Raw genomic sequence first — 16,706 nt, forward strand, 5'->3', positions numbered from 1 at the left:
TCCGGGGGGCGTGCTGCGCGGGGGCAGTCGGGGCGCGCTGGATGCAGGTTCGGTGCGGAACGCACCTCGGCGCGACAATTCTATGTTTCATCCGCCCGGTCCAGATGGCATTCCGCGCCGGCGGGCACCCGGCTGACAAATCTGCAACGTCCCGGCCCCGGTGAGGATTTCCCGCCACGACCCCGCCGCATCGCCGCCAAACTCGCCCCAGTCACGCGCGGCCGAAAACCTCCTCTCGGTGGTAGCGGAGGAAATCCGGATGCGGCCAATGACGCGGATCGGCCGGGGGGATCAGCGCGTGTTTCGGATGGATCAACCGCGCGACGGTCGCCATGTCGACCTTGTTGTGTGAAATCAGCACGGAATGATCCTCGGCGACCGAGATCAAGCCGCGATCGAACATCCAGTGGAGTGTCCCCGACAGCGCCAGACCGTTGCGCACGACATCGGGCCCGCCGTCCTTGACCGGCCTGATATGTGCAGCCTGCACCTCGGACCGGCCGCCCCCGTTGCGCAGCGTCAGCCCCGATATCGCGCAGCGCCCGCCATAGGCGCGCTTGACCGTCCGCGCGAAACTCGCCTCGCGGGCCGGACGGCTGGTCAGGACCTGCCGGCGGTCGATGGCGAAGGGTGCCGGACCCTCGGCCATCTCGTACAGCGGCCCCGTTCGCGGATGGGCGTCGCTATCTGGCACCTCGCGCAATCCTTCGTTCACGATGGCGGCGAAATCGCTCTTGGACAGGGCGCGGACGGCCAGCATGTTGTTTCCCGCAACGGGGGCCAGCGTGGATTCGTATCGCGATCCGTCGAGGCGGGTCCGGGGAACCAGCCGTTCGAAATCCAGCGCGGAGGCGGAATCGAGATCGGCGTAGAAGTGTCCCGCCCGTTCGGGGTCGGGACGTATGCCAACGACCTTCTGGACATGGGTGTACCCGAAGGACCCCCGTTTTCCTTCGTAGAAGACGACCCAATCCCCGAGGCAACGCTCGACCGTGCCGCGATACATCTTCGGGAAGTGATAGTGCTGCCCGTAGACGTCGTCATAGATCGACGTCGGATTCTGGATGAAGACCGCGGGCACCGCTCAGGCGCACCGCCGGCGGGACGTCATACCTCCTCAACCATCGCCACGCCGGGAAGGGAGCGCAGCGCGCCCTTCACCTGCGGGTTGACGGGGTAGAGGTCGGGCAGGCGCAATTCCACCTCGCCGGGCAGGTCGTCGCCCAGCAGGCACAGGTGCATCGGGCCACGGCCCCGCGCGCCGCTTTCGCCCGACAGCCGGTCCAGCAGACCGCGGAGCGGGGCGACGGCGCCGGCCCCTTCGACGAAGATCCGCAGTCCGATCTGGGGGGCGGCCTCCACCGCGTCGTCCATGGGGGTGACGGCCCGCGCCAGCAGCTTGAGTTGGTCGGCCTCCTGCGTGGCCTCGACCTGCAGGATGACGCGGCAGCCGGCCTCCAGATGATCGCGACTGGCGTCCAGCGTGTCCGAGAACACCATCGTCTCGTAGGCGCCCGTCGGGTCGGAGACCTGCACGAAGGCGAAGCGATTGCCGCGCGCCGATTTCCGTTCCTGCCGCGACGAGACAATGCCGGCCATCTTGGCGACCATCGGTCCGTTCAGGGTCTGGGTCTGGACATCGGCCAGCGTCAGGACCTTCTGCCGCCTCAGCGCCGGCATGTAATCGTCGAGCGGGTGCCCGGACAGGTAGAAGCCGATCGCCTTGAACTCCTCGCCCAGTCGTTCGGCGGGCAACCAGTCCTCGCGGAAGGGCAGGCGGGGTTCGGGCAGGTCTTCGCCGGCCTCGCCGAACAGGCTGACCTGGTTGGAGGCGCGCTGCGCGTGGATGGCGGCGGAGTAGCCCACCAGCGCGTCGAGCGCGTCGAGCACACGCGCCCGGTTCGCGTCGAGCTGGTCGAGCGCGCCGGCGCGCACCAGCATTTCCAGCGGGCGCTTGCCGACGCGCTTCAGGTCGACGCGCCGGGCGAAGTCGTAGAGCGTCGCGAACGGCGCATCGCCGCGCCCCTCGACCACGAGGGCCATCGCTTCGATCCCGACATTCTTGAGCGCGCCCAGGCCATAGACCAGCTTGCCGTCGGCCACCGTGAACCGCGCGGCCGAGCGGTTGACGCAGGGCGGCACGATTTCCAACCCCAGGCCGCCCCGATCGGCGGATTTGCGGACCTCCTCGGCATAGACGGCGAGCTTGTCGGTCAGATGGATGTCGGAATTCATGATCCCGGCCATGAACTCGACCGGGTGGTTGGCCTTGAGCCAGGCCGTCTGGTAGCTGACGACGGCATAGGCGGCGGCGTGGGACTTGTTGAAGCCGTAATTCGCGAACTTGTCGAGAAGGTTCCAGACCTCCATCGCCTTGTCCTTCGACACGCCGTTCTTGGCGGCGCCTTCCAGGAACAGGGGCCGCTGGGCGTCCATCTCGGCCTGGATCTTCTTGCCCATCGCACGGCGCAGCAGGTCGGCACCACCCAAGGAGTAGCCCGCCATCTCCTGCGCGATCTGCATCACCTGTTCCTGATAGACGATGATGCCCTGCGTCTCGTCCAGGATGTGGTCGATCGAGGGATGCAGCTTGTCGCGCTTCGACAGCCCGTTCTTGACCTCGCAATATTTCGGGATGTTCTCCATCGGGCCGGGCCGGTAGAGCGCGACCAGCGCCACGATATCCTCGATGCAGGTGGGTTTCATGCGCCGCAGCGCGTCCATCATGCCCGTCGATTCCACCTGGAACACCGCCACCGTGCGCGCCGCCGAATAGAGCGCATAGGCCGCCGCGTCGTCGAGCGGGATGGCGTTGATGTCGTTCTCGGTCCCCTCGGTCGGCCGATAGAGGTGTCGCCCGTCGGCGGCGACGTGGATGTCGCGGCCCTGCGCGCGGATCAGCTCGACCGCGTTCTGCACCTGGGTCAGGGTCTTCAGGCCCAGGAAGTCGAACTTCACCAGCCCCGCCTTCTCGACCCATTTCATGTTGAACTGCGTGGCCGGCATGTCCGACCGCGGATCCTTGTAGAGCGGGACCAGCGCGTCCAGCGGCCGGTCCCCGATCACCACGCCCGCCGCGTGGGTCGAGGCGTTGCGTAGGAGCCCCTCCAGCTTCTCGGCATAGTCGAGCAGGCGCTTCACGGGGTTCGTGCGCCCGTCGCGGCGGTCCTGCTCGCTCTCGCGCGCGGCCTCGCGCAGGCGCGGCTCGTCGGCCAGGGCCTTGGTGATGCTGACGGGCTTGACCCCCTCCACCGGAATCATCTTGGAGATCTGGTCGCATTGCCCGTAGGGCATGCCCAGCACCCGCCCTACGTCGCGCACGGCCGCCTTGGACAGAAGCGCGCCGAAGGTGATGATCTGGCCCACCCGGTCACGGCCGTATTTGCGCTGCACGTAGGCGATCACCTCCTCGCGGCGATCCATGCAGAAGTCGATGTCGAAATCCGGCATCGAGACGCGCTCGGGGTTCAGGAACCGCTCGAACAGCAACCCATAGCGCAGCGGGTCCAGGTCGGTGATCGTCAGGGCGTAGGCCACCAGCGACCCCGCGCCGGACCCCCGACCGGGACCGACGGGGATGTCCTGGTCCTTGGCCCATTTGATGAAGTCGGCGACGATCAGGAAGTAGCCGGGAAAGCCCATCCCCTCGATCACGCCCAACTCGTAGTCGAGCCGCGCCTCGTATTCGGCGACGGGGGCCGCATGCGGGATGACGGCCAGCCTTGCCTCCAGCCCGGCACGGGCCTGACGGCGCAGCTCCTCGATCTCGTCCTCGGCGAACTTGGGCAGGATGGGGTCGCGGCCATAGGCCTTGAACGAACAGCGCCGCGCGATCTCGACGGTGTTCTCCAGCGCCTCGGGCAGGTCGGCGAAGAGGGCGGCCATCTCGGACTGCGACGCGAAATGGTGCCGGGGCGTCACCCGGCGGCGGGGCGCCTGCTGGTCGACATAGGCCCCCTCGGCCACGCAGAGGAACGCGTCATGCGCTTCGTGCATCGACGCCTCGGCGAAATAGACGTCATTCGTCGCCACCAGCGGCAGGTCCTTGGCATAGGCGGCCTCGACCATGAACCGCTCGGTCGGCTCGGGCGCGCGCTGGCGCTGCAGCTCGACATAGAGACGGTCGCCGAAACTCGCGGCCAGACGGTCCAGCACCGCCTCCGCCTTGGCCTCCTGCCCGTCGGCCACCAGCCGCCCGACCGCGCCGTCGGGCCCGCCGGTCAGGCAGATCAGGCCGCCGGCATGGGCGTCCAGCTCCTCCAGCGTCACCTGGGGCACCATCTCGGGCCGCGCGAGGTAGAGGCAGGAGTTCAGCTTCATCAGGTTCTCGTACCCGACCTCGTCCTGGGCCAGCAGGACGATCGGGGCGGGGCGGCGCGGCTTCTCGCCCGGGGCGGCGGGGTCGTGCATCACGTCGATCTGGCAGCCCATGATCGGCTGGATGCCGCGCCCGGCCAGCGCCGTCGCCGCCTCGAGCGCGGCAAACATGTTGTTGGTGTCGGTGACCGCGACGGCGGGCATGTCGTGGCGCGCCACCAGATCGGGCAACCCTTTCAGGCGCACGGCCCCTTCCAGCAGCGAGTATTCGGTGTGAAGGCGAAGATGCAGGAATCGGGGCGCGGTCATACCCGATGTCTAGCCCCCGCCGCCCGGTGCCGAAAGACCGGATGCGGGGTCCGGACCGCGCGTCAGTTCACCAGGGCCAGATAGACGGCGTTCACCGCGATCCCGATCATGACGCTGGCCAGGACATAGAGGAAGGCCAGGCTCCAGCCGCAGGCCATGAGCACGGGCCCCCGCTCCCGGAACCGGAACCGCAGGTTGCGCAGCGCCGCATAGCCACACCACATGTTGCCCGCGTAAAGCGCCGCGCCGATCGCCAGGATAGTCAGGCCGATCCCCTGGACCAGTAGGGCGAACGGCGTGGCGATCGACAGCTTGTCCATCTGCATCGGGACCGCGGCCATCGCCCCCGACATGCCGCCGCCCATCGACCCGGTGACATTGGTGGCCACGTCGATGCCGACCGCGACCAGCGTGCCCGACAGAAGATAGACCCGAAGATGTTCGGTCACGTCGTGGACCAGCTTCGCGATTGCCATCGGCAAGGCTGACCACGGGGAAGGGGCGCGATCAACCCGCCGGCCTTGCAAATTACGGTGAGGCCGGGTTTCCTGCGTTCCGCGCCTTCTACGCCGCATCGAAGGCGCGCGGCAGACCGAAACCCGGTAACGCGGCGGATGACCGAAATGGAGATCCCCTTTCGCCTGAACGGCGAGGACGCGGTCGCCACGACCGACGACCCGACCCGGACGCTGCTGGACTGGCTGCGCGAGGATCGCGGCCTGACCGGCACCAAGGAGGGCTGCAACGAGGGCGATTGCGGCGCTTGCTCGGTGATCGTCACCGGCGCCGACGGCGTGGCCCGGGCCTTCAACGCCTGCATCCTGTTCCTGCCGCAACTCGCCGGTCGCGCCGTGCGCACGGTCGAAGGGGTGACGGGCCCCGACGGCGCGCTGCACCCCGTCCAGCAGGCAATGGTCGATCGGCACGGGTCGCAATGCGGCTTCTGCACGCCGGGCTTCGTGACCACGCTGGCCGCCGCCCATGCGCGCGGAGCGACCGATCATGCCGACCAGGTCGCGGGCAACCTGTGCCGCTGTACCGGCTATGCCCCGATCCTGTCGGCCGCGCGCGATGCGGCCCGACAGCCGGTCCCGGACCACATGCGCGACGTCGCGTCCCCGGCCGCGATCCGGGGGGACGGGGCCTTCTACCCGCGCTCGGCTGACGAGCTCGCGGACTGGTATCTCGATCACCCCGACGCCACGCTGATCGCGGGGGCCACGGATGTCGGTCTCTGGGTGACGAAGCAGTTCCGCCCGCTGGGCCAGGTGGCGTTCCTCGCCGGATGCGACGACCTGCGGGGCGTTGCCGCAACCGACGACGCGGTCGAGATCGGCGCCATGTGCGACATGGAGACCTTGCGCCACGCCATTGCCCCTCTGCACCCCTCCTTCGCCGAACTACTGCGCCGCTACGGCAGCGTGCAGGTCCGCAACGCGGCCACGATCGGCGGCAACATCGCCAACGGCTCACCGATCGGCGACAGCCCGCCCCCGCTCATCGCGTTGGGCGCGGTTCTGCATCTGCGGCGCGGCGACGACCGGCGGTCGATGCCGCTGGAGGCGTTCTTCCTCGACTACGGCCGGCAGGACCGGCGACCGGGCGAGTTCGTGGAACGGATCACCATCCCGCGTCAGATCGACAGCCTGACCTGCCACAAGCTGTCCAAACGCTTCGATCAGGACATCTCGGCGGTGTGCGGGGCGTTCAACCTGCCCGTCTCCGACTGCATCATCCGTCGCCCGCGCCTCGCATTCGGCGGCATGGCCGGCGTTCCCAGGCGCGCGACGGCGGCCGAGGCCGCGCTGGATGGGCACCCCCTCGACCCGGACGCGCTGGCCCGCGCGGCGGCCGCGCTGGCGGAGGATTTCACCCCGCTCTCGGACATGCGCGCCTCGGCCGGATATCGCCTGGCGGCGGCGCAGGGGATGCTGCGGCGCCTGAGCCACGACAGCCCATCGGTGCTGGAGGTCCGCCCATGAGCGTCGCCAAACCCCTGCCGCACGAATCCGCGCGCCTGCACGTCACCGGCACCGCGCGCTATACCGACGACATCCCCGCCCCCGCCGGCTGCCTGCATCTGGCCTTCGGCCTGGCCGAGACGGCCCGCGGCACGCTCGACGGGCTGGCGCTCGACGCTGTCCGCGCCGCGCCCGGCGTCGTCGCGGTGCTGACCGCCGACGATCTGGACCCGGTCCCCGATTGCTCGCCCTCGCTGGGGGATGAGCCATTGCTGTGCACGGGCGACATCCACTATGCGGGCCAGCCGCTCTATCTGGTCGTGGCCGACAGCCACCTGAACGCCCGCCGCGCTGCCCGCCTGCACGAGGCACGCGTGACCGATGCGCCGGCCATCCTGACCATCGAAGATGCGTTGGCCGCCGAGAGCTGGTTCGACGGTGGCCCCCGCGTCTGGACGGATGGCGATGTCGTCGCCGCGCTGGATGGTGCGCCCTGCCGCCTGTCGGGCCAGATCGAGATCGGCGGGCAGGAGCATTTCTACCTCGAAGGGCAGGCCGCGCTGGCGATCCCGTCAGAGGCGGGCGAGATGCACGTCCTGACCTCCACCCAGCACCCGACGGAGATCCAGCACAAGGTGGCCGACGCACTGGGCGTGCCGATGCATGCCGTCCGGTCCGAGGTGCGCCGCATGGGCGGGGGGTTCGGCGGCAAGGAAAGCCAGGGCAACCACCTCGCCGTCGCCTGCGCCGTCGCCGCGCGGCACACCGGGAGGGCCTGTCGGATGCGCTACGATCGCGACGACGATTTCGTCGTGACCGGCAAGCGCCACGACTTCCGCATCGCTTATGAGGTCGGGCATGACGACGACGGGCGCGTGCTGGCGGTGCGCTTCCGCCACTGGACGCGCTGCGGCTGGTCGCAGGACCTGTCCCTGCCGGTGGCCGACCGGGCGATGCTGCATGCCGACAACGCCTACGACATCCCCGCCATGTCGATCGAAAGCTGGCGGCTGCGAACCAACACCCAGTCCGCGACCGCCTTCCGCGGTTTCGGCGGGCCGCAGGGGATGCTGGGGATCGAGCGGGTGATGGACCACGTCGCCCATGCCGTCGGGCGCGATCCGCTGGACGTGCGGCGGCGCAACTTCTATGCCGATGCGGACGGGGGCGAGGGGCCAGCCCCTCGCGCGCCCCGAGGTATTTCCGGCCAGAGGAACGGGCGGACGCATTACGGGCAGGCGGTGACGGACTTCTGCCTCAACGCGTTGACCGAACGCCTGGCCGAAAGCTGCGACTACGACGCGCGGCGGGCGCGGGTGGCCGAATGGAATGCCGCCAACGACGTGCTTAAGCGCGGGATCGCGCTGACACCGGTCAAGTTCGGCATCTCCTTCACGCTGACGCATTTGAACCAGGCGGGCGCGCTGGTGCATGTCTATGCCGACGGATCGATCCACCTGAACCATGGCGGCACCGAGATGGGGCAGGGCCTGCATTCCAAAGTGCGCCAGGTCGCAGCGGACCGCTTCGGTTGCGACATCGCGCGGGTCAAGGTGACGGCGACCGATACGGGCAAGGTGCCCAACACCTCGGCCACGGCGGCCAGTTCGGGGGCGGACCTGAACGGGATGGCCGTCCGCGCCGCCTGCGACACGTTACGCACCCGGATCGCCGCGCATCTCGCCGCCGAACACCAGGCGCCCGCCGATGCCGTCGTCTTCGCGGACGACATGGTCCGCGTCGGCGGCGCCGAGTACCCGTTCGAGCGAGCCGCCGCGATGGCCTATGCCGCCCGTGTCCCGCTTTCGGCGACCGGCTTCTACGCCACGCCCGAGATCAGCTGGGATCGTGAGGCAGGACAGGGGCGGCCGTTCTACTACTTCGCCTATGGTGCCGCCTGTTCCGAGGTGGTCATCGACACGCTGACGGGCGAGAACCGTATCCTGCGTACCGATATCCTGCACGACGCCGGCGCCTCGCTGAACCCCGCGCTCGACATCGGCCAGATCGAGGGCGGGTTCGCACAGGGCGCGGGCTGGCTGACGACCGAGGAGCTGGTCTGGGACGGCAAGGGTCGTCTGCGGACGCATGCGCCGTCGACCTACAAGATTCCCTGCGCGTCCGACATGCCGGAGGTGTTCGAGGTCGCGCTCTGGGAGGGTGAGAACCGGGAGGACACGATCTATCGCTCCAAGGCGGTGGGCGAGCCGCCCTTGATGCACGGGATCAGCGTCTTCCTGGCCCTGTCGGACGCGGTCGCGGCCTGTGGCACGGCCTATCCCGACCTCGACGCGCCGGCGACGGCGGAACGGGTGCTGACCACGGTGCGCGCCGCCTCATGAGCCTCGACGTCGCGCGGCTGGAACGGGCGCTCGACGCGCATGGCGCGGTGGCGCGCGTCGTCGTGATAGAGGCGCGGGGATCGGCGCCGCGCGAAGCGGGCACCGAGATGCTGGTCTGGGCGGACGGCTTCGACGGCACCATTGGCGGTGGCGCGCTGGAATGGCGCGCGCTGGCGCTGGCGCGCGCGGTGCTGGAAGCCGGCGCGCCGCGCGTGGAGCGGATGTCGCTGGGGCCGTCGCTGGGCCAGTGTTGCGGCGGCGCCGTGACACTGGCGATCGAGCGGCTGGACGCGGTGCCGGGCCTTCCCTGGGTCCGGTGGATCGAAGGGGCGGAGGGGCCGTTCGCGCAGGACGGTCGGATCCGCGAGGAGGTCGCCCGACCGGGGCGGGCCGTCTGGATCTGGGGCGCGGGACATGTCGGACGCGCGCTGGCCGGTGTGCTGGAGCCGCTGCCGGATTTCACCGTCACCATGGTGGACGAGCCTGCGCGGCTGCCCGATGCATGGGCGGGCGCCACGCTTCTAGCCAGTGCCGACATGCCGCAGGCGATGCGCCACGCCCCGCTTCATGCGGAACACCTGATCCTGACTTACAGCCATTCCATCGATCTGGCCCTCTGCCATGCTGCCCTGACGCGGGGTTTCGGCTGCTGCGGCCTGATCGGGTCCGCGACCAAATGGGCGCGGTTCCGGTCGCGGCTGGCCGCGCTGGGTCATGACGCCACCGCGATCGACCAGATCACCTGCCCGATCGGCGACCCGGCCCTGGGCAAGCACCCGCAGGCCATTGCCGTCGGCGTCGCGTCGTGGCTACTGTCGCCGCAGATGCAAAACCGCTTTTCGTCCCGCCCATGAGCGCCTTGCTCGAGCTTGAAGGTCTGACCAAGGCCTATCCAGGCGTGGTCGCGAACGACGCGGTGTCCTTCTCGGTGGCGCGCGGCGGCGTCCATGCCCTGTTGGGCGAGAACGGGGCCGGCAAATCGACGCTGGTCAAGACGATCTACGGTCTGGTCCGGCCCGACGCGGGCACCATGCGCCTGAATGGGGCGCCCTATGCGCCCGAGGAGCCGCGCGCGGCGCGGGCGGCGGGCGTCGCCATGGTGTTCCAGCATTTCAGCCTGTTCGAGGCGCTGTCCGTGGCCGAGAATGTTGCGCTCGGCATGGAGGATCCGCCGCGTCTGCGCGACCTGAGCCGCCGCATCCGCGAGGTGTCCGAGGCCTACGGCCTGCCGCTCGACCCCGGGCGCCGGGTCGGTGACCTTTCGGCGGGGGAGCGCCAGCGGGTGGAAATCGTGCGCTGCCTTCTTCAGGATCCGCGCCTTCTGATCATGGACGAGCCGACCAGCGTCCTGACCCCGCAGGAGGTCGAGATCCTGTTCGCGACCCTGCGCAAGCTGGCCGCCGAGGGGACCTCGATCCTCTATATCTCGCACAAGCTGGAGGAGATCCGCGCGCTCTGCGACGCGGCGACGATCCTGCGCGGTGGGCGCGTGGTCGGTGAATGCGACCCGCGCGCCGCCTCGGCGGCGGAACTGGCCGAACGGATGGTCGGCGCCAAGCTGACCGCGCCCAAGGCCCGCGCCCATGCCGCCGGCGACACCGTGCTGGAGGTTTCGGGCCTGTCGCTGCCGCCCGCGTCGCAATTCGGGACCCCCCTGCGCAACGTGTCGCTTCGGCTTCGCGCGGGCGAGGTGCTGGGCATCGGCGGCGTTGCCGGCAACGGCCAGGACGAGCTGTTGGCCGCGCTTTCGGGCGAGGCCGTCTCCCGGCCGGGGACCGTCTCGCTATCGGGGCGGGACGTCTCGCGTCTGCGTCCCACGGCCCGCCGCCGCGCGGGCCTGCTGACCGCACCCGAGGAACGGCTGGGTCATGCCGCCGCCCCCGACATGACCCTGACCGAGAACGCCGCGCTGACCGGCGCGGCGCGGCAGCAGATGCTGCGGCGCGGTTTCCTCGACTGGTCGCGCGCAAGGGGCTTCGCCGACCGCATCATCGACCGCTTCGACGTGCGCACGCCCGGCGCCCATGTGGCGGCGCGCGCGCTGTCGGGCGGCAACCTGCAGAAATTCGTCATCGGGCGCGAGGTCCTGCAGGACCCCGGCGTGCTGGTCGTCAACCAGCCGACCTGGGGTGTGGACGCCGCCGCCGCCGGGGCGATCCGGCAGGCGCTGCTGGATCTTGCCGCCGGAGGGGCGGGCGTGATCGTCATCAGCCAAGACCTCGACGAACTTCTGGAGATATCGGACCGCTTCGCCGCCCTGAACGAGGGCCGCCTGGGCGAAGCGGTCGCGACCGCGGACCTGACGATGGAGCGGATCGGCCTGATGCTGGGCGGGGCCCACGGGATGGAGGCCGCCCATGTCTGAGGATCGGACATGATCGCGCTGGAGCGCCGCCCGACGCCGTCCCGCCATTGGGCCGCCGCATCGCCGCTGCTGGCCGTGGCGTTGACCATGGTGGCGGGCGGTCTGATGTTCGCGGCACTGGGCAAGGACCCGTTCGAGGCGATCCGCACGATCTTCTGGGATCCGATCCTGGGCGAGTTCGCGTGGTATTTCCGCGGCCAGCTTCTGGTGAAGGCCGCGCCGCTGATCCTGATCGCGGTGGGGCTGGCGCTGGGCTTCCGGGCCGGCATCTGGAACATCGGGGCCGAGGGGCAGTACATCGTCGGCGCCATCGCGGGGGCGGCGGCGGGGCTGGCGTTCTATCCGTCGGAAACGTGGCTGATCTTTCCGCTGATGGTGGTCTGCGGCGCGCTGGGCGGGTTCCTCTGGGCGATGATCCCGGCGGTGCTGCGGGTGACGCTGGGCACGAACGAGATCCTGGTGTCGCTGATGCTGGTCTACGTGGCCGAGAACCTGCTGGCCTCGGCCGCCGTGGGCTGGCTGCGCAATCCCGACGCCGTGGGCTTTCCCGGATCGCGCAACCTGTCGCAATGGGCGGCATCCGCGAATCCTGAACTGATCGCGGGCACGGGCATGCACTGGGGGGTGGTCGCCGCCGTGATCGCGGTGATCTTCGCGCATGTCCTGCTGACGCGGCACCTGATGGGCTTCCAGATCCGCCTGACCGGCGCGGCCCCCCGCGCGGCGCGCTTCGCGGGCGTCGCGCCCGCGCGGCTGGTGATCTTCTGCCTTGGCCTGTCGGGCGCGCTCGCGGGCCTTGCGGGCCTCTTCGAGGTGACCGGTCCGGCCGGCCAGATCAGCATCGACTTCGCCAGCGGATACGGCTTTACGGCGATCATCGTGGCCTTCCTCGGACGGCTCAATCCGCTCGGCATCGTCGCCGCCGGCCTCCTGATGGCGCTGACCTATGTCGGCGGCGAGGCGGCGTCGGCCAATCTGGGCCTGCCCATCGCCGCGATCAGCGCGTTCCAGGGGATGCTCTTGTTTTTCCTGCTGGCGGTGGACGTGCTGACGAACTTCCGCGTGCGGATCGGGCGAAGGGGGATGGCATGACCGGCGCGACCGCCAACGGAATGACGCGGCGTCGGGTCGCCGTCGGGATCACGACGGCACTGTTTGCCGGTGCGGCCCTGATCCTGTTTCCGCTCCTCCTCGTGGTCCTGGCCGTCCATCTGCCGTTCGTGCTGTGCGCCGCGCTCGCAGGTCTCGCGATCGGCTGGACCCTCGATATCGCCACGGGACGATACTGGCTCGGCCCCATGTGCACCGGGGCAACTCTCGGGCTGCTCGGCGTTCTCGTCATCCTTCTTTCGAAATCGGGTGTCTGAATGGACCTGTCCGCCATCTCCCCCACCCTCCTCATCGCGTCGCTGATGGTGGCCGCGACACCGATCCTGCTGGCCGCGCTGGGCGAGATGGTGGTCGAGAAATCGGGCGTCCTGAACCTGGGCGTCGAGGGGATGATGATCATGGGCGCCGTCTTCGGCTTCATCGCGGCGGTCGAGACCGGGTCGCCCTGGTTCGGCTTCCTGATGGCGGCCCTGGGCGGCGCGCTGATGGCGCTCCTGTTCGGGTTCCTGACGCAGATACTGCTGTCGAACCAGGTGGCGACGGGGCTGGCGCTGACGCTGTTCGGGCTGGGGCTCTCGGCGCTGCTGGGACAGGGTTATGTGGGGATCAAGGCCAACAGCCTCGGCCGGGTCGACATGGGATGGCTGTCGGACCTGCCCTTCGTCGGTCGCGTGCTCTTCGGGCACGATCCCATCGTCTATCTGTCGCTCGCCCTGGTCGCGGCGGTCTGGGCCTTCCTGCGCTACACTCGCGCGGGTCTGATCCTGCGCGCGGTGGGTGAGAGCCACGACGCCGCCCACGCGCTGGGCTACCACGTGCGGCGGGTGCGGATGGCGGCGATCGCCTTCGGCGGCGCCTGCGCGGGGCTGGGCGGTGCCTATCTTTCGCTCGTGCGCGTGCCGCAATGGACCGAGGGGATGACCGCCGGCGCCGGATGGATCGCGCTCGCCATCGTCGTCTTCGCATCCTGGCGGGCGGGGCGCGTTCTGATCGGTGCCTATCTTTTCGGCGGCATTACCGTGTTGCAGCTCAACCTGCAGACGGCCGGCGCACGGGTTCCGGTGGAGCTTCTGTCGGCGGCGCCCTACCTTGTCACGATCCTCGTGCTCGTGCTCATATCCATCCGCGCCGGACGCGGCGGCGACGCGCCCGCCGATCTGGCCAAACCGTTCCACGCCTCCACCTGAGGGGCGGGTCACCACAGGGGAGAACCACATGAAATTCACCACATTGCTGGCCGGCGTCCTGTCGCTCGGCCTGGCCGTTCCGGTCGCCGCCGACGGGCATGACCCCGTCAAGGTCGGCTTCATCTATGTCGGCCCGATCGGCGATGGCGGCTGGACCTATCAGCACGATCAGGGTCGCCTCGCCGTCGAGGAGCATTTCGGCGACAAGGTCGAGACCGTGTTCCAGGAATCGGTCCCCGAGGGCGCCGATGCCGAGCGCGCGATCACCCAGATGGCACTGGGCGGGGCGGACATCATCTTCACGACGTCCTTCGGCTACATGGATCCGACCAACGCCGTCGCGGCCAAGTTCCCGGACGTGAAGTTCGAGCACGCCACCGGCTTCAAGCGCGAACATCCCAACGTGTCGACCTATGACGCCCGCTTCTACGAAGGCCGTGCCGTGCTGGGTACGATTGCCGGGCACCTGACGGAGACGAACAAGATCGGCTATATCGCGTCCTTCCCGATCCCCGAAGTGATCCAGGGCATCAACTCGACCTATCTGCATGCCAGCAAGGTGAACCCGGATGTCGAGATGGTCGTGACCTGGGCCTATACCTGGTTCGACCCCGCCAAGGAGGCCGATGCCGCGCGCGCGATGATCGACCAGGGCGTCGACATCATCCTGCAGCACACCGATTCCACCGCGCCGCAGGCTGCCGCGCAGGAGGCGAACGAGAATGGTGGACGGGTCTTCACCTTCGGCCAGGCCTCGGACATGGCGCAGTTCAAGCCGACCCCGCGGGTCGCGTCGATCATCGATGAATGGTCGCCCTACTACATCGACCGGGTGCAGGCGGTGATCGACGGCACCTGGGAACAGCAGGCGTCTTGGGGCGGCATGGCCGAGGGCGAGGTCGTCATCGGCGAGATCACCGACGCGGTGCCCGCCGAAGTGAAGGCCGAGGCCGAGCAGATGATCGCCGACATCAAGTCGGGCGACTACCATCCGTTCACCGGCCCCATTAGCAAGCAGGACGGCTCCGCCTGGCTGGAGGAGGGCGAGGTCGCCGAGGATGGCGAACTGCTCGGCATGGACTTCTACGTCGAGGGGATCGAGGGTGAGATCCCGAACTGATCGCACGCAAGCGGTCGCCCGAACGCCCGGCCCCGCGCCGGGCGTTTCGTATCTGGAACACTGGGATGGGGTCCGCCAAGCCGCTTCCCGCAAAGGTCCGGCGATCCGTAAGGGCGCATCATGGAAGCCACGGACGTCATCGACATCATCGCCGCGGTCCTCGCCGACAAGCCCGTCATCCGCGCGCTCTTTCTCGGCGGCAGTCACGGCAACGGGCGGGCGGATGCCTATAGCGACATCGATTTCGTCCTCGTCTCGGCGAACGGGGCAACGGACGAGATCGCGTCGCTTTGGCGCGATGCGGTCGGGCGGACGGGCGAGATCGTCCTCTGGCGCGACCGGACGGTCCGGCCCGTCCTCATCAACGCGATCACGGAGGACTGGACACGCATCGATCTGATCGTGCAGGAGCCCGGTCGGATGGGCGCGCATGTCCGGTCCGACCTCGCGCCGGTCTTCGACCATGACGGCATCCATGCCGACCTGCCCGAAAGCGCGTTGCCGCAGCGGACCCCGCCCGCGCGGCTGCGGTACCAGTTCGAGGAGTTCATCCGCATCCTTGGCCTTCTCCACCTCGTCATGGGCCGCGAGGAGTACATCAACGGCGTCACCGGCCTGTTTCACCTGCGCGCCCTGCTCGTCGACCTCCTGATCGAGGAGACGGCCGCGCCCGATCGCGGCGGGGCCCTGCATCTGAACCGCCTGCTGAGCGCGGAACAGAAATCCCTGGTGACGGGTCTGCCCCCGCTGCGTCCCGAACGCGAAGCGATCGTCGCGGCCCACCTCGCCTATGCCCGCGCCTACCTGCCCCGGGCGCGGCGCCTCGCCGCCGAACGAGGCATCGACTGGCCCGAACGCTTCGAAGTCGCGACCTGGGCCATGCTTGGGGAGGCCATCGGCATCGAACGCCCCTATGCCTGACGGCCCACACAGGATCGGCGGGCGCGGAAACCCCGGACATCCCTTGTCCGGTCAGTCCCGGCCGCAGGTCGGGGCGACGCCCAAGTTGCCACATGCCGCCGACCCTGCCACGGTCGGGCCATGACCCATCTCACCGCCCCCGACGGCACCCCGATCTCCGCGCTCTGCTTCGGCTGCATGCAGTTCGGCGGCACCGCCGACGAGGCCGCCAGTCGCGCCATGTACGACGCCTGCCGTGCGGCGGGGGTGACCTTTTTCGACACCGCTCACGTCTATACCGACGGCGCCTCCGAGACGCTTTTGGGCCGGTTTGCCGCGGGCGAGCGCGACAGCCTCGTGATCGCCACCAAGGCCGCCTATGCCGGCGGCGCGGGTCGCCGCAACATATTAACGAGCCTCGATGACAGCCGGCGCAGGTTGGGCACCGACGTGATCGACGTCTTCTACCTGCACAGATGGGACGCCGAGACCCCGCTGGAGGAGAGTATCGAAACCCTGGCCGAGCTGCATCGCACAGGCGCGATCCGCCATATCGCCGTCAGCAACTTCGCCGCCTGGCAGGTCGTGAAGGCGCAGGCGGTCGCCGCCGGCATGGGGGTGCGCATCGACATGATCCAGCCGATGTACAACCTCGTGAAGCGCCAGGCCGAGGTCGAGATCCTGCCGATGGCCGCATCCGAAGGGATCGCGGTCGCCCCCTATTCGCCGCTGGGCGGCGGGCTTTTGTCGGGGAAATACGCCGCCGGTGGCACCGGCCGCCTCTCCACCGACGCGCGCTATGCCGCGCGCTACGGCCCCGACTGGATGCACCGCGCCGCCGCGGGCCTGGCCGACCTCGCCGGCGAGATGGGCCATCACCCGGCCACGCTGGCGGTGGCCTGGGTGGCCGCGCACCCGGACGTCACAGCGCCCATCGTCAGCGCCCGCCACGCCGACCAGCTCGCCCCCTCGCTCGCCGCCGCCACGTTGCCGATGGACGACGAGTTGCGCGCCCGCCTGTCCGCGCTCTCGCTCGATCCGCCGCCCGCCACCGACCGGCTGGAGGAGGCCTGAGCGCCGCCGGTCGCCGGCCGC

At 69.4% G+C, this 16,706-nt stretch carries 13 protein-coding genes; 10 read left to right on the forward strand and 3 right to left on the reverse strand.

Features of this window, described 5'->3' with window-relative positions; genetic code table 11:
• Positions 1-211 precede the first annotated feature (211 nt).
• The 3 genes from MWU52_RS18115 to MWU52_RS15320 all read right to left on the reverse strand — a co-directional run bounded on the left by MWU52_RS18115 (position 212) and on the right by MWU52_RS15320 (position 5,102).
• Positions 212-1,081, reverse strand: coding sequence for an HNH endonuclease (locus MWU52_RS18115; RefSeq protein ID WP_246953779.1), 870 nt, complete (start codon positions 1,079-1,081; stop codon positions 212-214).
• Positions 1,082-1,107: 26 nt separating this feature from the next.
• Positions 1,108-4,626 (reverse strand): DNA polymerase III subunit alpha, encoded by a 3,519-nt coding sequence (gene dnaE, locus MWU52_RS15315; protein WP_246953781.1) that lies wholly within the window; start codon positions 4,624-4,626, stop codon positions 1,108-1,110.
• 62 nt (positions 4,627-4,688) lie between these two features.
• Positions 4,689-5,102, reverse strand: coding sequence for a hypothetical protein (locus tag MWU52_RS15320; protein ID WP_246953783.1), 414 nt, complete (start codon positions 5,100-5,102; stop codon positions 4,689-4,691).
• 147 nt (positions 5,103-5,249) lie between these two features.
• Here MWU52_RS15320 and xdhA point away from each other — a divergent pair, with 147 nt between their 5' ends.
• The 10 genes from xdhA to MWU52_RS15370 all read left to right on the forward strand — a co-directional run bounded on the left by xdhA (position 5,250) and on the right by MWU52_RS15370 (position 16,685).
• Positions 5,250-6,608, forward strand: coding sequence for a xanthine dehydrogenase small subunit (gene xdhA / locus MWU52_RS15325; RefSeq protein WP_246953785.1), 1,359 nt, complete (start codon positions 5,250-5,252; stop codon positions 6,606-6,608).
• On the forward strand, positions 6,605-8,929 hold the full coding sequence (gene xdhB, locus MWU52_RS15330; protein WP_246953787.1) for a xanthine dehydrogenase molybdopterin binding subunit: 2,325 nt from the start codon (positions 6,605-6,607) through the stop codon (positions 8,927-8,929). Before xdhA ends, xdhB begins: the two co-directional genes overlap by 4 nt.
• Positions 8,926-9,783 (forward strand): xanthine dehydrogenase accessory protein XdhC, encoded by an 858-nt coding sequence (xdhC, locus tag MWU52_RS15335; RefSeq protein WP_246953789.1) that lies wholly within the window; start codon positions 8,926-8,928, stop codon positions 9,781-9,783. Before xdhB ends, xdhC begins: the two co-directional genes overlap by 4 nt.
• Positions 9,780-11,294, forward strand: coding sequence for an ABC transporter ATP-binding protein (locus MWU52_RS15340; protein ID WP_246953790.1), 1,515 nt, complete (start codon positions 9,780-9,782; stop codon positions 11,292-11,294). Before xdhC ends, MWU52_RS15340 begins: the two co-directional genes overlap by 4 nt.
• A 9-nt stretch (positions 11,295-11,303) precedes the next feature.
• The gene (locus MWU52_RS15345; protein WP_246953791.1) at positions 11,304-12,386 is read left to right on the forward strand and encodes an ABC transporter permease; all 1,083 of its coding nucleotides are present in this window, start codon (positions 11,304-11,306) and stop codon (positions 12,384-12,386) included.
• Entirely contained in the window at positions 12,383-12,661 is a 279-nt protein-coding gene (locus MWU52_RS15350) for a hypothetical protein (protein ID WP_246953792.1), read from the forward strand. The genes MWU52_RS15345 and MWU52_RS15350 overlap by 4 nt, the downstream gene beginning before the upstream one ends.
• A complete protein-coding gene (locus tag MWU52_RS15355; protein ID WP_246953793.1) occupies positions 12,662-13,591 on the forward strand; it encodes an ABC transporter permease in 930 nt (309 codons plus the stop codon).
• Positions 13,592-13,619: 28 nt separating this feature from the next.
• A complete protein-coding gene (locus MWU52_RS15360) occupies positions 13,620-14,711 on the forward strand; it encodes a BMP family ABC transporter substrate-binding protein (RefSeq protein WP_246953795.1) in 1,092 nt (363 codons plus the stop codon).
• Positions 14,712-14,831: 120 nt separating this feature from the next.
• Positions 14,832-15,632 carry a nucleotidyltransferase domain-containing protein gene (locus tag MWU52_RS15365; protein WP_246953798.1) on the forward strand — a complete coding sequence of 267 codons (801 nt, stop codon included), beginning with the start codon at positions 14,832-14,834 and terminating at the stop codon, positions 15,630-15,632.
• Between the two features lie 120 nt (positions 15,633-15,752).
• Entirely contained in the window at positions 15,753-16,685 is a 933-nt protein-coding gene (locus MWU52_RS15370) for an aldo/keto reductase (protein ID WP_246953800.1), read from the forward strand.
• The last annotated feature ends 21 nt before the right edge of the window (positions 16,686-16,706 follow it).

Source organism: Jannaschia sp. S6380, from assembly GCF_023015695.1.
Classification (GTDB): domain Bacteria; phylum Pseudomonadota; class Alphaproteobacteria; order Rhodobacterales; family Rhodobacteraceae; genus Jannaschia.

What these genes read in the sequence shown, in the direction of transcription:
- dnaE (WP_246953781.1), bottom strand. Translation starts at nt 4,626, where the DNA reads ATGACCGCGCCCCGATTCCTGCATCTTCGCCTTCACACCGAATACTCG.
- MWU52_RS15320 (WP_246953783.1), bottom strand. Translation starts at nt 5,102, where the DNA reads ATGGCAATCGCGAAGCTGGTCCACGACGTGACCGAACATCTTCGGGTC.
- xdhA (WP_246953785.1), top strand. Translation starts at nt 5,250, where the DNA reads ATGGAGATCCCCTTTCGCCTGAACGGCGAGGACGCGGTCGCCACGACC.
- xdhB (WP_246953787.1), top strand. Translation starts at nt 6,605, where the DNA reads ATGAGCGTCGCCAAACCCCTGCCGCACGAATCCGCGCGCCTGCACGTC.
- xdhC (WP_246953789.1), top strand. Translation starts at nt 8,926, where the DNA reads ATGAGCCTCGACGTCGCGCGGCTGGAACGGGCGCTCGACGCGCATGGC.
- MWU52_RS15340 (WP_246953790.1), top strand. Translation starts at nt 9,780, where the DNA reads ATGAGCGCCTTGCTCGAGCTTGAAGGTCTGACCAAGGCCTATCCAGGC.
- MWU52_RS15345 (WP_246953791.1), top strand. Translation starts at nt 11,304, where the DNA reads ATGATCGCGCTGGAGCGCCGCCCGACGCCGTCCCGCCATTGGGCCGCC.
- MWU52_RS15350 (WP_246953792.1), top strand. Translation starts at nt 12,383, where the DNA reads ATGACCGGCGCGACCGCCAACGGAATGACGCGGCGTCGGGTCGCCGTC.
- MWU52_RS15355 (WP_246953793.1), top strand. Translation starts at nt 12,662, where the DNA reads ATGGACCTGTCCGCCATCTCCCCCACCCTCCTCATCGCGTCGCTGATG.
- MWU52_RS15360 (WP_246953795.1), top strand. Translation starts at nt 13,620, where the DNA reads ATGAAATTCACCACATTGCTGGCCGGCGTCCTGTCGCTCGGCCTGGCC.
- MWU52_RS15365 (WP_246953798.1), top strand. Translation starts at nt 14,832, where the DNA reads ATGGAAGCCACGGACGTCATCGACATCATCGCCGCGGTCCTCGCCGAC.
- MWU52_RS15370 (WP_246953800.1), top strand. Translation starts at nt 15,753, where the DNA reads ATGACCCATCTCACCGCCCCCGACGGCACCCCGATCTCCGCGCTCTGC.